The organism is Xanthomonas prunicola, assembly GCF_025266575.1.
GTDB classification, from domain to species: Bacteria; Pseudomonadota; Gammaproteobacteria; order Xanthomonadales; family Xanthomonadaceae; genus Xanthomonas; species Xanthomonas prunicola.
Map to the genome: position 1 here is coordinate 1650613 of NZ_CP096142.1, position 14306 is coordinate 1664918.

Sequence of the window (14306 nt, forward strand, 5' to 3'; positions counted from 1 at the left end):
CTCACTGGCGGCTCTCCTGCAACGGCGCAGGCTGCGCTGGCGCGTTGGCCGGCGCAGGTGCCACTGCGGTCGGAATGCCGGCAGACACTTCGTCCACCGGGTCCGGCACCAGCGCCGGATCCAGATCGGCCGGCTGCGGCTTGGCGATCGGTTGACCGGTCTTGCCGGCGGCCTGCGCGGCCAGCCACGACTGGATGTCGTCCGGCGGCACGTCCATCAAGCGCAGCGCGCCTTCCATCACCTTGTGGAAGACCGGGGCCGACACCAGGCCGCCGTAATACACCTTGCCCTGCGGATCGTTGATGACGATGACGGTAGCAAAGCGCGGCCGCGTCGCCGGCACCAGGCCGGCAAACAACGCGTTGTAATGCCCGCGCTCGTAGCCGTTGGCGCCATTCTTGCGCGCAGTACCTGTCTTGCCAGCCACGTGGTATCCCAGAATCGCTGCACCCTTGGCGCCGCCCTGGGTGACCACGGTCTCCATCATGTCGATGACCTGGCGCGCCACTTGCGGCGTGATCACCTGGCGGGTTTCGTTGTGCTGACCGCGTACGAAGGTCGGCGGGGTGAGCTTGCCGCCGTTGCCCAGCGTGGCGTACGCCTGCGCAATCTGCAGCGGCGTCACCGACAGGCCGTAGCCATAGGACATCGTGGTCTTGGACGGGCCGCTCCAGCGCGCCGGCTGCAGCACCACGCCGGCTGATTCACCGGGAAACCCACTATGCGGCGCGCTGCCGTAACCGAAGTTGCGGATCGACTGATAGAAGGTCTGGTCCGGCACCTTGGCCGCGATCTTGGCCGCACCGATGTTCGAACTGCGGGTGATCACGCCGGTGACGTTGAGCACGCCGTTGTTGCGCGGCACATCGCGAATGGTGAAGCGCCCCACCGACATGTAACCGGGGTTGGTATCGATGATGGTGTCCTTGGTCACCACGCCGGCAGTCAGCGCGGTGGCCACGGTCAGCGGCTTCATCGTCGAACCCGGCTCGACCAGATCGGTGACCGCACGGTTGCGGCGTGCCGACGGGTTGATACCGGTGACCGAATTCGGGTTGTAGGTGGGCAGGTTGACCATCGCCAGCACTTCGCCGGTGGCCACGTCCATCACTACCATCGAACCGCCGGCCGCGTTGTTTTCGACCAGCGCATTGCGCAGTTCCTTGTAAGCAAGGAACTGGATGCGGCGGTCGATGCTCAGCGTCAGGTCCTTGCCCGGCTGCGCCGGACGCACCAGGTCCACGCTTTCCACGATGGCGCCGCGTGCATCGCGCACCACCTTCTTGGAGCCGGGCTTGCCGCGCAGCCATTCGTCGAACGCCAGCTCCAGCCCTTCCTGGCCGCGGTCGTCGATGTTGGTGAAGCCCAGCACATGGGCCATCGCCTCGCCTTGCGGATAGAAACGGCGGAACTCGCGCTGCGAGAACACGCCGGGAATCTTCAGATCGACAATCGCATGCGCCTTGTCCGGATTGATCCGGCGCTGCAGGTACATGAATTCCTTGCCGGCCTTCTGCGCGAGCTTGGCGTTCAATTCGTCCAGCGGCTGTCCGAGTGCCTTTGCCAGTTCGGGAATGCGGTCCGGGTTACGCAGCAATTCCTGCGGATTGACCCAGATCGATTCCACCGGCGTGGACACTGCCAGCGGCTCGCCATTGCGGTCGGTGATCATGCCGCGCGAGGTGGCGATCGGAAGCTCGCGCAGATAACGCGCTTCGCCCTGGCGCTGGTAGAAATCGCGATTGACCAGCTGCACGAATGCCGCCCGGCCGATCAGCGTCACCGAGCACAGGCCCAGCGCGATGCCGACCAGGGTCAGGCGACCACGGAGATTGAAATTGCTGCGGGGGCGGTTGCGGCCGGCTTTCATGGCGCACCTCCGTGTGCGCCACCCTGCGGGCAGCTCCGCTGTGCAAAACGGCTGTCCTGCCGTTTTGTCATGGGCGCACCTGCATATGCGCCACCCTGCGGGCGGCTGCGCCGCGCAAAACGGCTATGCTGCCTTTTGCTCATGGGCGCACCTGCATGTGCGCCACCCTGCGGGCGGCTGCGCCGCGCAAAACGGCTATGCTGCCTTTTGCTCATGGGCGCACCACCACGATGTCGTTGGTCTCCGGGAACTTCATCCCGATGCGCGCACGCGCGACCTGATCGACCCGGTTGCTTTCCGCCCACGTGGCCTGTTCCAGCTGCAGCCGGCCGAATTCGATATTCAACTCGTCACGCGTGTGTTCGAGCTTGGACAACTGCACGAACAACTTGCGATGCATGTGGCGCATGTACACCACCCCGATCGCCGAGGCGATGCTGCAGGCAAGCAGCACGATCAGCAGCAGGCGGCTCATGCAGCGTCTCCGTTCGGAGACGCCGGGAATGGGGAATCGGGAGTCGGGAATCGGGAAGCAGCGGCGCTGTCGCCTTTGCCCATTCTCGATTCCCCATTCCCCATTCCCAGCTTCTCAGCTACCCGCAACACCGCGCTGCGGGCGCGCGGGTTGAGGTTCAATTCTGCGTCGTCGGCCTTGATCGCACCGCTCACCAGCTGCAGCGTCGGCACGAACGGCTGCGCTTCGGGCAGGCGGCGATTGCTCGGCGGCGCCTTGGCGTAGCGGGCCATGAATTGTTTGACGATGCGGTCTTCCAGCGAGTGGAAGCTGATCACGGCAAGCCGGCCGCCGGGCTTGAGCGCGGCCAGCGCCGCATCCAGGCCGGCTTCCAGGTCGTCGAGTTCGCGGTTGATATAGATGCGGATCGCCTGAAAGCTGCGTGTGGCCGGGTGGGTCTTGCTGTCGCCGCGCGGCATCACCGAGGCAATCAGCTCGGCCAGTTGCGCGGTGCGCAGCAACGGCTGTTCGGCTCGGCGCGCCACGATGGCGCGCGCGATACGGCGGCTCTGGCGCTCTTCGCCATAGGTCCACAGCACATCGGCGATCTCGCGGTCGCTGGCCTGCGCCAGCCACTGCGCCGCGCTCTGGCCGCTGTCCGGGTCCATGCGCATGTCCAGCGGACCGTCCTTGCCGAAACTGAAACCGCGCCCGGCCACGTCCAACTGCGGCGAAGACACGCCCAGATCCAGCAGGATGCCGTCGACCGTGGCAGCGGCAACCACCTGACCGAGCCCGGCAAAACTGCCGCGATGGATGGACACGCGCGCATCGCCACCGAAGCTCTGTTCGGCCACTGCGATCGCTTCGGGGTCCTTGTCCATCACCAGCAGTCGACCTCCCGGGCCAAGGTGTTCCAGCACGCCGCGTGCGTGTCCGCCACGCCCGAACGTGCCATCGAGATAGATTCCGTTTTCGGTCACTTGCAGGCCATCCAGAACCTGCGTGTACAGCACCGGCACATGGGCCGCCGGCGGCTGCGACACCGGGTGACCGGGCTGCGCTTCACCGCGCATCCGGGCACCCCGGCTCACAACCTGAGATCGAGCAATTCATCGCCCAGATCCCCGTCAGACAATGTCTGTTGGATCAGTGCGCGATGTGCCTGCTCGCTCCAGAGTTCGAATTTGTCGCCCATGCCCAGCAGCACGGCTTTTTTCTCGATGCCGACCGCATTGCGATGGCTGGCCGGGATGCTCAGACGGCCATTGGCGTCCAGCTCGAGCACGGCCGAAGAACCCACCAGTTTTTGCTGCAGCGTGCGGATCACGCGCTGGGTATTGGGCTTGGACATCACATCGTCGCGCACCCGCTCCCACTCCTTTTCCGCGTACAGCCACAGGCATCCAGCTTCGAACGGGTTGTAGGTGAGTACCAGGCGGTTGCCGCTGACACGCGTGACGAGGTCGCGGTATGCGGTTGGCACCGCCATACGCCCCTTGTCGTCCACCGTGATGGCAGTCTCGCCCTGAAACACCGAATACAACCTCGAATACCCGCTGGGGGATCATTGAACCACGAAAAACCACAAAACACCTGGTTTTCCCTCCGTTGCCCACCTTAGCAGCGCGTCAAAGGTTGTCAACAACTTTGAGGACCGCAAATCGCCAGTCGCATCAATGAGTTGCAGCACTCTTTAGAGACTTGTTCAAAGGTTATCCACAAGTTGCTGTTTCGTCTCAGATTTTGAGATTGAACGGAAATTCAGGGGCGTGAAGGCCATGTAAACTCGACCGCTATCTCACTTCACATTGCGCCAGCTGCATCTCTCAACTGCGCAAACAAGTGACAATGGGTGGCATGTGCCTGGTCGCCCTTGCCTGGAAAACCCACCCGCGCTGGCGCCTGTTGTTGGCGGGCAACCGCGATGAATTCCACGAACGCCCTACCGCAGCGTTGGCGCCCTGGGCGGCACCGGCCGATACCGTGCTGGCCGGGCGCGACCTGCGCTCGGGCGGGAGTTGGGTCGGACTGGGCAGCGACGGCCGTGCGGCAGTGGTCACCAACGTGCGCGACCCGCTGGCGACCATGTCTGGGCGCTCGCGCGGACATCTGATCGCCGACTATCTATCCGGCAGTTCCGACGCTGCCGCTTATGCCCGGGAACTGGCCCCAGCTGCACACGCGTTCCCACCGTTCAATCTGCTGCTGTGCGATGCCGAGCGGTGCGAGCACCTCAGCAATCACCCGCCACTGGCCCACGCTCTGGCTCCCGGCATCCACGGCATGTCCAACGGCCCACTGGACGCGCCCTGGCCCAAGGCCGCTGCGCTGACTGCGGCCCTGCACGAGTGGTGCGCCGCAGGCGCCGAAGAGCTGCACCCCCTGTGGACCGCCTTGGCCAACCCGACTGTCGCTCCCGACGACGCACTGCCTAACACCGGCGTGGACCAGGCCACTGAACGCCTGCTCTCGGCCGCCTTCATCACCGGGGCCAGCTATGGAACCCGCGCCAGCACCATCGTCGCGGTGGACCACCAGGGCAGCGGCTTCATCCACGAACGCCGCTTCGGACCGAACGGGATCTTCCAGGGCGAGACACGGCTGGACATTTAGGAAGACCGGCACTGCGTGGCGGGACGACGAGGCCAGAGACACCGGGCCAGGCCCGCGCATTGATCCCCGTAAGCGGGGAGGATGCAGACTGCCTCGCTCTCCTTCTCCCGCCTGCGGGAGAAAGTGGCGCAGCGCCGGATGAGGAGGGATCCGCCACGCATCTGCGCACTGCCCCCATCCGCCCTTCGGGCACCCTCCCCCGCAAGCGGTGGAAGGCACATCCCTCCGGAGCTCCAGGGTTCCGGGACTATCCCCTTATCCCGTAAGCGGGGAGGATGCAGACTGCCTCGCTCTCCTTCTCCCGCCTGCGGGAGAAAGTGGCGCAGCGCCGGATGAGGAGGGATCCGCCACGCATCTGCGCACTGCCCCCATCCGCCCTTCGGGCACCTTCCCCCGCAAGCGGTGGAAGGCACATCCCTCCGGAACTCCAGGGTTCCGGGACTATCCCCTTATCCCGTAAGCGGGGAGGATGCAGCCTGCCTCGCTCTCCTTCTCTCGCCTGCGGGAGAAGGTGGCGCGCAGCGCCGGATGAGGGGGGATCCGCCACCCATCTGCGCACTGCCACCCATCCGCCCTTCGGGCACCCTCCCCCGCAAGCGGTGGAAGGCACATCCCTCCGGAACTCCAGGGTTCCGGGACTATCCCCTTATCCCGTAAGCGGGGAGGATGCAGCCTGCCTCGCTCTCCTTCTCCCGCCTGCGGGAGAAGGTGGCGCGCAGCGCCGGATGAGGGGGGATCCGCCACGCATCTGCGCACTGCCACCCATCCGCCCTTCGGGCACCCTCCCCCGCAAGCGGTGGAAGGCAGATATCTCTGCAAACCGACGCTCCAGCAAGGCATCCAGGTGCAAGCCCCCTTGAGTCAAGGGGCGCGGCGGCGACTGCGGGGGTTCTGGCATGCCCGGTGCGGGGCCCGCGTTTTGGACGGCCATCGGCGACACGAAGCGTGGGCGCTTTCGAGAAGGGCGAACGCCCAAACGAAGGTGGCGGAGCCGGCCGATAAGCCGGGTTCTGTCGTGGACAGTCATTCGTCTAGGCGCTACGTCACCGCAGCGCTCAAGCAACCTACCCGGATCCAGCGCGGGCCACGCCAATGGATCCCTATTTGGTCTTGCTCCAGGTGGGGTTTGCCGTGCCGGTCCGTTACCGGACTCGCGGTGCGCTCTTACCGCACCATTTCACCCTTACCGGCCCCTCGCCACCCCTCTGCGGCCTCCGAACGCACTTGGCAGCGATGCTGAGCATCGCCGACACGTTTCAGTGGCGGCAGAGGGGTGACGAGGGACGTAGGCGGTATCTTTCTGTTGCACTTTCCGTCGGCTTGCGCCGCCCAGGCGTTACCTGGCACCTTGCCCTATGGAGCCCGGACTTTCCTCGGCACTCTTGCGAGTGACGCGACTGTCTGGCCGACTCCGCCGGGGAGAACTATACGCTATTGCCAGACAACGCCCTGCCCATCACTGTCTTCGGCGTACAGCACAACACGTTCGAATTGATGCGCAAACGACCATCCCGCCGCCTCGGCTGGCACCGTGAGCTGCGCGTGCGAAGGTGCCCTCGGGCAATAAATCAGCAGCGCGACGGCATCTGCATGCGCGCGATATCCCTCGATCTTCGTGTGCTTTTGCAGAATGCATGTCGACGCCTGCAACTTTGTGAGTGCGGGCACTTCAAAGACGCCGCCTCCGAACACGTCCGCTTGAGTAGCTGACCAAAGTTGCACATGTCTCAAGAATGCGGGGAGCCCTTCCTGATGGCCTGATTGCCTTCGATCAGTCTCGACTTCTCGGACAACAGATGCTCGACCTGTTCAATTGCGTCTGGAAGCTTGGGGAGCGGCTGATCCGTAAAACCAAGACTGATCTGTACGCCAGGCAGACGCTGCGCCAATCGCGGCTTCAGCGACGCTAGTAATTTTTCACGTGCCTTAACGCGCGCTTTTCCATCCGGTCGCAGAAGTTGGGTGACCTCGACGGCATAAGTTGAGCCATCCGCAATGCGAAAACGGATGTCGGCTGCAGGCTCGTTGGGCTGTTCTATCTCACCGATCTGCGGCGGAAATGCATGCGGCCAGTTCGTCAAGACGCACTTGAACTGACGCAACTCCAGCGCCTTCTTCTTTTCCTCGGCAGTCGTTGTATCAGCCATTACCGCCATACAAGGCCTTGCGCGGCGCACCAGTCAGCTCGGCAGCCAGCTTGGCGGCGGTGGACGGCGGCAGGTGTTCGGCGAGCTTGGCGTAGACGCGGCGGCCTTCGGCGAGCTGGCCTTCGGCGGCGTCGGCGGCGCCCTGCACCATCACCACGAATTCGCCCTTGCGCTGGTTGTCGTCGGCTTCGACCTGGGCCTGCAGCTCGGCCAGGCTGCCGTCGAGTACGGTTTCGAACAACTTGGTCAGCTCGCGGGCGATCACTGCCGGGCGCTCGTCGCCGAAGGCAAAGCGCAGGTCGGCCAGCGATTCGACAATACGGTGCGAGGATTCGTAGAACACCAAGGTGCGGGTCTCGCCAGCCAGCCGTGCCAGGCGCTCGCGGCGGGCGGCGCTCTTGGCCGGCAAAAACCCTTCGAAGCCGAAGCGGTCGCTTGGCAGGCCGGCGACACTGAGCGCGGCGATCGCTGCGCAGGCGCCTGGCACCGGGCTGACCTTGATGCCGGCGGCACGGGCGGCACGCACCAGCTTGAAACCCGGATCGCTGACCAACGGGGTGCCGGCGTCGCTGACGATGGCCAGCGATTCGCCCTCGCGCAGGCGCGCCACGATGCGTTCGGACATGGCCTCTTCGTTATGGTCGTGCAGGGCCAGCAGCGGCCGGTCGATGCCGAAATGACTCAGCAACTGGCGGGTATGGCGGGTGTCTTCGGCGCAGATCGCGGCCACGCCACGCAACACCTCCTGCGCGCGCGGCGACAGGTCGGCCAGGTTGCCGATCGGCGTGGCGACCACGTGCAGGGTTCCAGGGGACGTCATCAGCGGTTTTCCGGGGGCAAAGGGTAGAATCGTAGCGTTTTTAACGGTCCGCCCCGGCGGCCCCTGTCCAATGGATCTGAAATGAACAAGCGTGTTGCAAGGATCTCCGCCCTCTCGCTGATGGTGATGCTGGCCGCCGGTTGCGCCACCAGCAGCGTCACGCCGACCGCCTCGCCGACGCAGAGCGCGGCGCTGGCGTTGCTGGACCAGGGCAAGCCGCGCGAAGCCGCGCAGCAGCTGGAAGCCGAAGCCGCCAGTGCCAGCGGTGCGCAGCGCAGCCGGTTGCTGGCTGCAGCCGCGTTCGGTTGGCATGACGCCGGCGACGATGCGCGTGCCCGCACATTGCTGGCGCAGGTCAACGCGCGCCAACTGAGCGGCGAGGAGCGCGCCCGCTTCGGGCTGCTCACCGGCGAGTTGGCCGTGATCGACAAGCAGGGCGCGCAGGCATTGCAGGCCCTGGGCGACAGCCCGCAGGGACTGACCCAGCCGCTGCAGACGCGTTGGTTTGTGGCACGTGCCGCCGCACTGGAAGCCACCGGCGACCTGTTCGGCGCCGCCGCCGACCGCGCGCGCGCCGATGCCAGCCTGACCGGCACTGCGCGCAGCGAAAACCAGCGCGCGATCGTGCGCCTGCTCGCCGCCCTCGACGACGCCACCCTCAAGGGCCGCACCGCGGCACTGCCGGCCGGCGACCCGCTGTACAACTTCGCCGGGCGCGCACTGATCAGTCGCGGTCTGGGGCTGCCGCGCGCGTTCGAGCGCGATGCGCAGTGGGGCTTTGACACCAGCAAGCGCCCACCGGCCGAGCGCGACGGCTACCGTCCGCCGATGAAGCTGGGTGTGCTGTTGCCGATCACCGGCAACCTGGCCACCGTTGCCGCGCCGGTGCGCGATGGCCTGCTGGCCGGCTACTACGCTGAAACCCGCCGCCGCCCGGAAGTGCAGTTCTTCGATACCGCCGGCACCGCCGCCGGTGCCAACGCCGCCTACGACAAGGCAGTGAGCGCCGGGGTGGATTACGTCGTCGGCCCGTTGGGGCGCGACGAAGTCAGCGCATTGTTCTCGCGCGGCCAGCTGGCAGTGCCGGTGCTCGCGCTCAACCGCCCCACCGACAACAAGGCACCGCCCAGCGGCAGCGCCGGGTTCTCGCTGGCGCCCGAAGACGACGGCATCATGGCCGCCGAATATCTGCTCTCGCGCGAACGCCGCAATGTGCTGATCGTCGGCACCAGCGACGACAACGGCAAGCGCACCATCAAGGCCTTCCGCGACCGTTTCACCGAACGTGGCGGCACCGTCGCCGGCAGTATCAGCGTGGCCGATGCGCCGGGCGACATCGGTGCGCAGCTGCGCAACTACGGCACTGCCGATGCGGTGTTCCTGGCAGTGCGCGGCAACACCGCGCGCGCGCTCGCACCGCAGCTGGCACTGGCCGGATTCGCCGGCAAATCGCGCGTGGGCACGTCGCAGTTGGTGGCCGGCACCGGCAAGGTCGAAGACGATCTGGCGCTGGATGGCATCGTCTACCCGAGCGAAACCTGGACCGCCCTGGGCGTGTCCGGCCTGCCGGCAGTGAGCCAGGTGGCCAGCACCCTGCCCAGCGCGCGCGGCCCGGCCGCCCGCCTGTTCGCGTTCGGCTATGACGCCTGGAAGATCACTGCGTACCTGGAAAAACTCGCCACCGGCACCGATGGCGGCCTGCGTGGCGCCACCGGCACCTTGCATCTGGACGGCTTCGGCAATGTGCTGCGCACGCCGGCCTGGTCCACCTTCAACGGTGGCCGCCCGATGCCGATCGCCGACGGCCGCTAAGGCCATGCCGGCGGCGCGTCAGCAGCGCGGTGCGGCGGTCGAAGCGGCCGCACGCGCATTGCTGGAGCAGGCCGGGCTGCGGCTGGTGGTCGGCAATGCCAACTACCGCGGCGGCGAACTGGATCTGGTGATGCGCGATGGGCAATCGCTGGTGTTTGTGGAAGTGCGCTACCGTCGCGACGATCGCTTCGGTGGCGGCGCGGCATCGGTGGACTGGCGCAAGCGCCGCAAGCTGGTGCTGGCTGCGCAGCTGTTCCTTGGCGCTCACCCCGCACTGGCGGCGTTGCCGTGCCGCTTCGATGTGGTCGATGCCAGCGGCGAACCGCCGCTATTGAACTGGATCCGCGACGCGTTCCGCGCCGACGATTGCTGACCGCCACCGACGCGCATACCGACGTTCCGATGCCAACCATCATGACCCACGCTGCCGTGCCGTTGGCGCTCTGGTGCGCCAGTGAACGCGGCCGCATCTCGCCGCGCCTGCTGGCGGCCGGCGTCGTGACGGCGATGCTGCCGGATGCCGATGTGCTGGCATTCGCGCTGCATATTCCCTACGCAGAGGCGTTCGGCCATCGCGGCGCCAGCCACTCGCTGGTGTTCGCTGCGTTGATGGCGGTGCTCGGCGTTGCAGCACATCGCCTGTTGCGAGCGGATGCCATGCAGGCAGCCGTGTTTTTGTTCGTCTGCACCGCATCGCACCCGCTGCTGGATGCGATGACCTCCGGCGGCCTGGGCGTTACGCTGGGCTGGCCATGGAGCCAGACGCGTTGGTTCGCACCCTGGCGGCCGATTCGGGTGTCGCCGTTCGCTAACAGCTTCTTCAATGCGCGCGGCCTGACCACGTTGCTCTCCGAGCTACGCTGGGTCTGGTTGCCGCTCACCGTCGCCGTGCTGGGGTGGAAATGCATCCAGCGCGCGACACCACAGGATCGCGTGTCATGACCGATGGACTTCCCACCGCACTTGCCGAACTGCTGGCCGCGCGCCTCGGTGCCGATGGCTGGTTGACCGGCGACGATGCGCGTCGCCGCTATGGCGAAGACGATTCGCGCCGCTGGGCACTGCCTGCTGCCGTCGCCTTGCCGCGCGACACCGATGACGTAGTGGCGATCGTGCAGGCGTGCCGTGCACACGGCGTGCCAATCGTGGCGCGCGGCGCCGGCACCGGTACCACCGGCGCGGCAGTGCCGTTTTCCGGCGGCGTGGTGGTGTCGATGGCGCGCATGAATCGCCTCATTGCGCTGCGCCCGGAAGACCGCTGCGCGGTGGTGCAACCCGGCCTGCTCAATGGCGACCTGCAACAGGCGCTGCAGCCGCATGGATTGTTTTGGCCGCCGGATCCGTCCAGCGCGGAGATCTGCAGTATCGGCGGTAATTTATCCACCAATGCCGGCGGCCCGCGCGCGGTGAAGTACGGTGCGACCCGCGACAACGTGCTCGGTCTGGTTGCGGTGACCGGCACCGGCGACGTGATCCGCTGTGGCGGCGCATACACCAAAAATTCCACCGGCTACGACCTCACGCATCTGCTGGTCGGTAGCGAAGGCACCCTCGCGATCATCGTCGAGGCAACCTTGAAACTGACCCCGCGCGCGATCGCGCAGGCCGGTCTGCGCGCGCTATACCGCGATGCGTCCAGCGCTGCGGCCGCGGTGTCGCGGCTGATGGCGCAACCGACCACGCCGGCCATGCTGGAATTCATGGATGCCAGCGCGATTGCACTCCTGCGCCGCAATGGCAGCGATGTGCCCGACGCCGGCGCCATGTTGTTGATCGAAGCCGACGGCGATCACGACACCTTGCCGTACGCATTGCAGGCCCTGCACGACGCCGCAGATGGCGATGGCGTGCTGAGCCTGGACGTGGCCGCCGATGGCAGCGCGCGCGATAAGTTGTGGGCCGCGCGCCGCGCCCTGTCGCCGGCCTTGCGCACCATCAAGCCGGGCAAGATCAACGAAGACGTGGTGGTGCCGGTGTCGCGCATTCCCGAACTGGTGGCCGGCGTGGAAGCGCTCGCTGCGGAGTTCGCACTGCCCATCGTCGCCTTCGGCCACGCCGGCAACGGCAACCTGCACGTCAACATCATGTACGACCCGGCCGATGCCGACGAAGACGCGCGTGCGCATGCCGCGCTACCACGCCTGTTTACGCTGGTGCTGGCGTTGGAAGGCACGCTCTCCGGCGAACACGGCATCGGCGTGGCCAAACGCGATTTCATGGCACAGGCGTTCAGCGCACCGACGCTGGCTGCCATGCGGGCGATCAAGGCGGCGCTGGATCCGGATGGCATCTTGAATCCGGGCAAAGTCCTGCCGCTGCCACCATTAGAGAGTTGCAATTAACTTCAATTGTATCCCCACGCCAATTTGGCGCGAAGACAGCTTGCCTTGGCCTGACTTCTCTGGCTAGCTTGATTATCGAATCCGGTAATTGGAGCGCATATCGAATGGTAAGCAAAAAGCATAAATCAGATGAATTTTCCGCACAGCGTAGACATAGCGCAGTAACGTGGATGGCAACATCATTGCTCCTGGCATTGACCGGCTGTTCGTCGCCAGATGTCGGCGCCACCACGCAAAGCAAGTCAGGGACATCATCAAAGGCCAATACGGATTGTTCACAAGCTGGTGCAAACTCTGACAGAGAGGCTTGTCTGTTGGCATTGTCAAAAAATGACTGCCAAGCATCAGGGCCTGCGTGTGTAGCACTGCAGCAAAGTCACGCTATCGATGAAAGAATGACTGCAACTGAGAAACAGATCATTAGCAAGGCACGCACCCGTTACTCCAGCTATACCAGCGATGACCCAGCGTATCTTGATGATCTTGAAAAGAACTTTGTGGCATCCGCCAATGCTTGGCGCAGTTATCGAGACAGCTATTGCCAAGCCGAGCCCATGGTACAGGGGATGTCTCGCAGCGAGCTGGAAGAGCTATCAGCAGCGTGCAAAGCAAGCATCACACTTTCACGTGTCCAACAACTTGAGCAACTTGCCAAATCCATCCCGTAGGATCTGATTATGACGCGAAACTACGTATACGATGCACTAACCCGGCAGAGCTTTGAGGTTCTTGCTTACAATGCTGTAGGACGCTCCAGCGAAGTCAATCTTGGCGCTGCGTACGCCTTGCAACACAGCACGGGAAACTCAGGCTGGTCGGTAGGGCATCATGCAGTGGGATTTCGGTCAGCCGGGGCGTGGCGAAGCCGCTGCCGACATGCTTCTTCGGTATGCCGAATGGGCACCAGCCGACGAACGCTTTAATCAAGCAGAGCAGGCAGACCTACTACGGCGACTGCAGACACGCGGACAAGTGGGTAACGACCTTTCCACCACGGAACAAGATCGTCTCAACGAATTCCTCAGATCTGATGACGGACGCATGTTTGTGCAAGCCCTCAACGATCAGCAGGTCGAGCGAAAATGGCAAGCCGTGGGCGAACCTCTGTCGGAAATAGGCTGGCTACAGAATCTCAATCGAACTCACCCGGGCGAAGCTGCGGAAATCGTTGCTGTGACCAGCAAACTTTACAACCAGAACCAAGCTCGTGGAGCGCTACTCGTAGACACCCTCCATCAATCCACCGGCATGACGCCCGATAGCGTCCGCGATTGGGTTGGGAACCAAGGGATCAACGGCCTGAACCCTGCTGCTCGAGCAGCGATCACATCCGGGCGCGATGCGACAGCCAGGGGAGTCGGCCTCGTCAATGCGTTGGAACTGGGGCAGGGGCAAGGCAGTGAAGAATGGAGAGCTCAGGTCAGAGAGGCTAACAATCCAGCCCTGGCACGCGGATTCAACAGCGAACCTAGCTTGCAGCTTTTCGATGCAATGTTCCGTGACCCGGCAAACGGCGCTCGCATCCTTGCGAGGATGGATGCCCAAACCCCTGGAACTCCACTGGCAATTTCTGGAGGAAATGAACTTGCTAGAGCTGAAATTTCTCAGGTAAGAATCGATCGCCAGGGCCACTTATCAGTGACCGATCCCGCTGGCGAAGTGCACACCTGGATCGGCAGATCTTGGGCTTCGTCACTTGAACGAGCCGATCCAATTTACCACCAAGGAGCTCACCCTTTTGGGCCTCCTGCACCATTAACCCTCGAGTCGCCAGACCTACCACCGATATTTGGACAGTGCCTTGAACGTGTTCATGCTTTAGATCGAACGATGGGGCGATCACCAGATGAACGCAGCGACCGAGCGGCCGCATGTTTGGCTACTGAGGCAATGGCAAATGGCCTTACGCGGGTAGATCACGTCATGCTCAGCACGGCTACGCCCTCACTGCAGGCAGGGCATCATTTTTTCGCGGTGCAAGGAACGCCAAGCAATCCCGCACACATGCGGGCCCATGTAGAGACCGAGGTGGCAATCAATACACCAATCGAAGTATCGATCCAGCGTGGCCTAGACCTGCATAGGGAACAATTGAGTCAACAGCAAAGCATGCAGCTCGACCAGACACAGCAAGCACCGCGTCAAGGACCGGTCATGGGGTAGATAGCGTACGCTCCGGCGTACCCCAAAACTCATGGACCAGCCGATATCGTTTTCAACGATCTGCGTATACGACCCTGGAGAT

Annotated in this window: 14 protein-coding genes and 1 other RNA gene; 7 read left to right on the forward strand and 8 right to left on the reverse strand. The window is 64.4% G+C overall.

Going from position 1 to position 14306, the window contains the following annotated elements:
* Position 1: 1 nt before the first annotated feature.
* The 4 genes from M0D43_RS07165 to mraZ form a co-directional block, all read right to left on the reverse strand.
* Positions 2–1870 (reverse strand): peptidoglycan D,D-transpeptidase FtsI family protein, encoded by a 1869-nt coding sequence (locus tag M0D43_RS07165; protein ID WP_252164093.1) that lies wholly within the window; start codon positions 1868–1870, stop codon positions 2–4.
* A gap of 211 nt (positions 1871–2081) precedes the next feature.
* Positions 2082–2345 carry a cell division protein FtsL gene (gene ftsL, locus M0D43_RS07170; RefSeq protein WP_005991913.1) on the reverse strand — a complete coding sequence of 88 codons (264 nt, stop codon included), beginning with the start codon at positions 2343–2345 and terminating at the stop codon, positions 2082–2084.
* Positions 2342–3400 carry a 16S rRNA (cytosine(1402)-N(4))-methyltransferase RsmH gene (rsmH, locus tag M0D43_RS07175; protein WP_252164977.1) on the reverse strand — a complete coding sequence of 353 codons (1059 nt, stop codon included), beginning with the start codon at positions 3398–3400 and terminating at the stop codon, positions 2342–2344. The genes ftsL and rsmH overlap by 4 nt, the downstream gene beginning before the upstream one ends.
* A 14-nt stretch (positions 3401–3414) precedes the next feature.
* Positions 3415–3870 (reverse strand): division/cell wall cluster transcriptional repressor MraZ, encoded by a 456-nt coding sequence (mraZ, locus tag M0D43_RS07180; RefSeq protein WP_024939430.1) that lies wholly within the window; start codon positions 3868–3870, stop codon positions 3415–3417.
* A gap of 314 nt (positions 3871–4184) precedes the next feature.
* Between mraZ and M0D43_RS07185 the strand changes: the two genes are divergently transcribed.
* The gene (locus tag M0D43_RS07185; RefSeq protein WP_252164094.1) at positions 4185–4940 is read left to right on the forward strand and encodes an NRDE family protein; all 756 of its coding nucleotides are present in this window, start codon (positions 4185–4187) and stop codon (positions 4938–4940) included.
* Positions 4941–5923: 983 nt separating this feature from the next.
* On the opposite strand, the gene rnpB is transcribed toward M0D43_RS07185, so the two are convergent.
* From rnpB to rsmI, 4 genes are all read right to left on the reverse strand, one after another.
* An RNA gene (gene rnpB, locus M0D43_RS07190) (RNase P RNA component class A) lies at positions 5924–6353 on the reverse strand.
* Between the two features lie 18 nt (positions 6354–6371).
* Positions 6372–6590, reverse strand: coding sequence for a hypothetical protein (locus tag M0D43_RS07195; protein ID WP_252164978.1), 219 nt, complete (start codon positions 6588–6590; stop codon positions 6372–6374).
* 77 nt (positions 6591–6667) lie between these two features.
* Entirely contained in the window at positions 6668–7087 is a 420-nt protein-coding gene (locus M0D43_RS07200) for a hypothetical protein (RefSeq protein ID WP_252164095.1), read from the reverse strand.
* Positions 7080–7907, reverse strand: a complete 828-nt coding sequence (gene rsmI / locus M0D43_RS07205; protein WP_101362655.1) for a 16S rRNA (cytidine(1402)-2'-O)-methyltransferase — start codon at positions 7905–7907, stop codon at positions 7080–7082. The genes M0D43_RS07200 and rsmI overlap by 8 nt, the downstream gene beginning before the upstream one ends.
* Positions 7908–7988: 81 nt before the next feature.
* Here rsmI and M0D43_RS07210 point away from each other — a divergent pair, with 81 nt between their 5' ends.
* The 6 genes from M0D43_RS07210 to M0D43_RS07235 all read left to right on the forward strand — a co-directional run bounded on the left by M0D43_RS07210 (position 7989) and on the right by M0D43_RS07235 (position 14224).
* Positions 7989–9719 (forward strand): penicillin-binding protein activator, encoded by a 1731-nt coding sequence (locus tag M0D43_RS07210; protein ID WP_252164096.1) that lies wholly within the window; start codon positions 7989–7991, stop codon positions 9717–9719.
* Between the two features lie 4 nt (positions 9720–9723).
* On the forward strand, positions 9724–10092 hold the full coding sequence (locus M0D43_RS07215) for a YraN family protein (RefSeq protein WP_101362657.1): 369 nt from the start codon (positions 9724–9726) through the stop codon (positions 10090–10092).
* 29 nt (positions 10093–10121) lie between these two features.
* The gene (locus tag M0D43_RS07220) at positions 10122–10661 is read left to right on the forward strand and encodes a metal-dependent hydrolase (RefSeq protein ID WP_252164097.1); all 540 of its coding nucleotides are present in this window, start codon (positions 10122–10124) and stop codon (positions 10659–10661) included.
* Complete coding sequence (locus M0D43_RS07225) at positions 10658–12061, forward strand: FAD-binding oxidoreductase (protein WP_252164098.1); 1404 nt, start codon at positions 10658–10660, stop codon at positions 12059–12061. Before M0D43_RS07220 ends, M0D43_RS07225 begins: the two co-directional genes overlap by 4 nt.
* A 104-nt stretch (positions 12062–12165) precedes the next feature.
* Positions 12166–12729 carry a lysozyme inhibitor LprI family protein gene (locus M0D43_RS07230; RefSeq protein WP_252164099.1) on the forward strand — a complete coding sequence of 188 codons (564 nt, stop codon included), beginning with the start codon at positions 12166–12168 and terminating at the stop codon, positions 12727–12729.
* Positions 12730–12889: 160 nt separating this feature from the next.
* Complete coding sequence (locus M0D43_RS07235; protein WP_260808056.1) at positions 12890–14224, forward strand: XVIPCD domain-containing protein; 1335 nt, start codon at positions 12890–12892, stop codon at positions 14222–14224.
* Positions 14225–14306: the final 82 nt, after the last annotated feature.

What these genes read in the sequence shown, in the direction of transcription:
- M0D43_RS07235 (WP_260808056.1), top strand. Translation starts at nt 12,890, where the DNA reads ATGCAGTGGGATTTCGGTCAGCCGGGGCGTGGCGAAGCCGCTGCCGAC.
- M0D43_RS07210 (WP_252164096.1), top strand. Translation starts at nt 7,989, where the DNA reads ATGAACAAGCGTGTTGCAAGGATCTCCGCCCTCTCGCTGATGGTGATG.
- rsmI (WP_101362655.1), bottom strand. Translation starts at nt 7,907, where the DNA reads ATGACGTCCCCTGGAACCCTGCACGTGGTCGCCACGCCGATCGGCAAC.
- M0D43_RS07215 (WP_101362657.1), top strand. Translation starts at nt 9,724, where the DNA reads ATGCCGGCGGCGCGTCAGCAGCGCGGTGCGGCGGTCGAAGCGGCCGCA.
- M0D43_RS07200 (WP_252164095.1), bottom strand. Translation starts at nt 7,087, where the DNA reads ATGGCTGATACAACGACTGCCGAGGAAAAGAAGAAGGCGCTGGAGTTG.
- M0D43_RS07225 (WP_252164098.1), top strand. Translation starts at nt 10,658, where the DNA reads ATGACCGATGGACTTCCCACCGCACTTGCCGAACTGCTGGCCGCGCGC.
- M0D43_RS07185 (WP_252164094.1), top strand. Translation starts at nt 4,185, where the DNA reads ATGTGCCTGGTCGCCCTTGCCTGGAAAACCCACCCGCGCTGGCGCCTG.
- ftsL (WP_005991913.1), bottom strand. Translation starts at nt 2,345, where the DNA reads ATGAGCCGCCTGCTGCTGATCGTGCTGCTTGCCTGCAGCATCGCCTCG.
- M0D43_RS07165 (WP_252164093.1), bottom strand. Translation starts at nt 1,870, where the DNA reads ATGAAAGCCGGCCGCAACCGCCCCCGCAGCAATTTCAATCTCCGTGGT.
- M0D43_RS07230 (WP_252164099.1), top strand. Translation starts at nt 12,166, where the DNA reads ATGGTAAGCAAAAAGCATAAATCAGATGAATTTTCCGCACAGCGTAGA.
- M0D43_RS07220 (WP_252164097.1), top strand. Translation starts at nt 10,122, where the DNA reads ATGCCAACCATCATGACCCACGCTGCCGTGCCGTTGGCGCTCTGGTGC.
- rsmH (WP_252164977.1), bottom strand. Translation starts at nt 3,400, where the DNA reads ATGCGCGGTGAAGCGCAGCCCGGTCACCCGGTGTCGCAGCCGCCGGCG.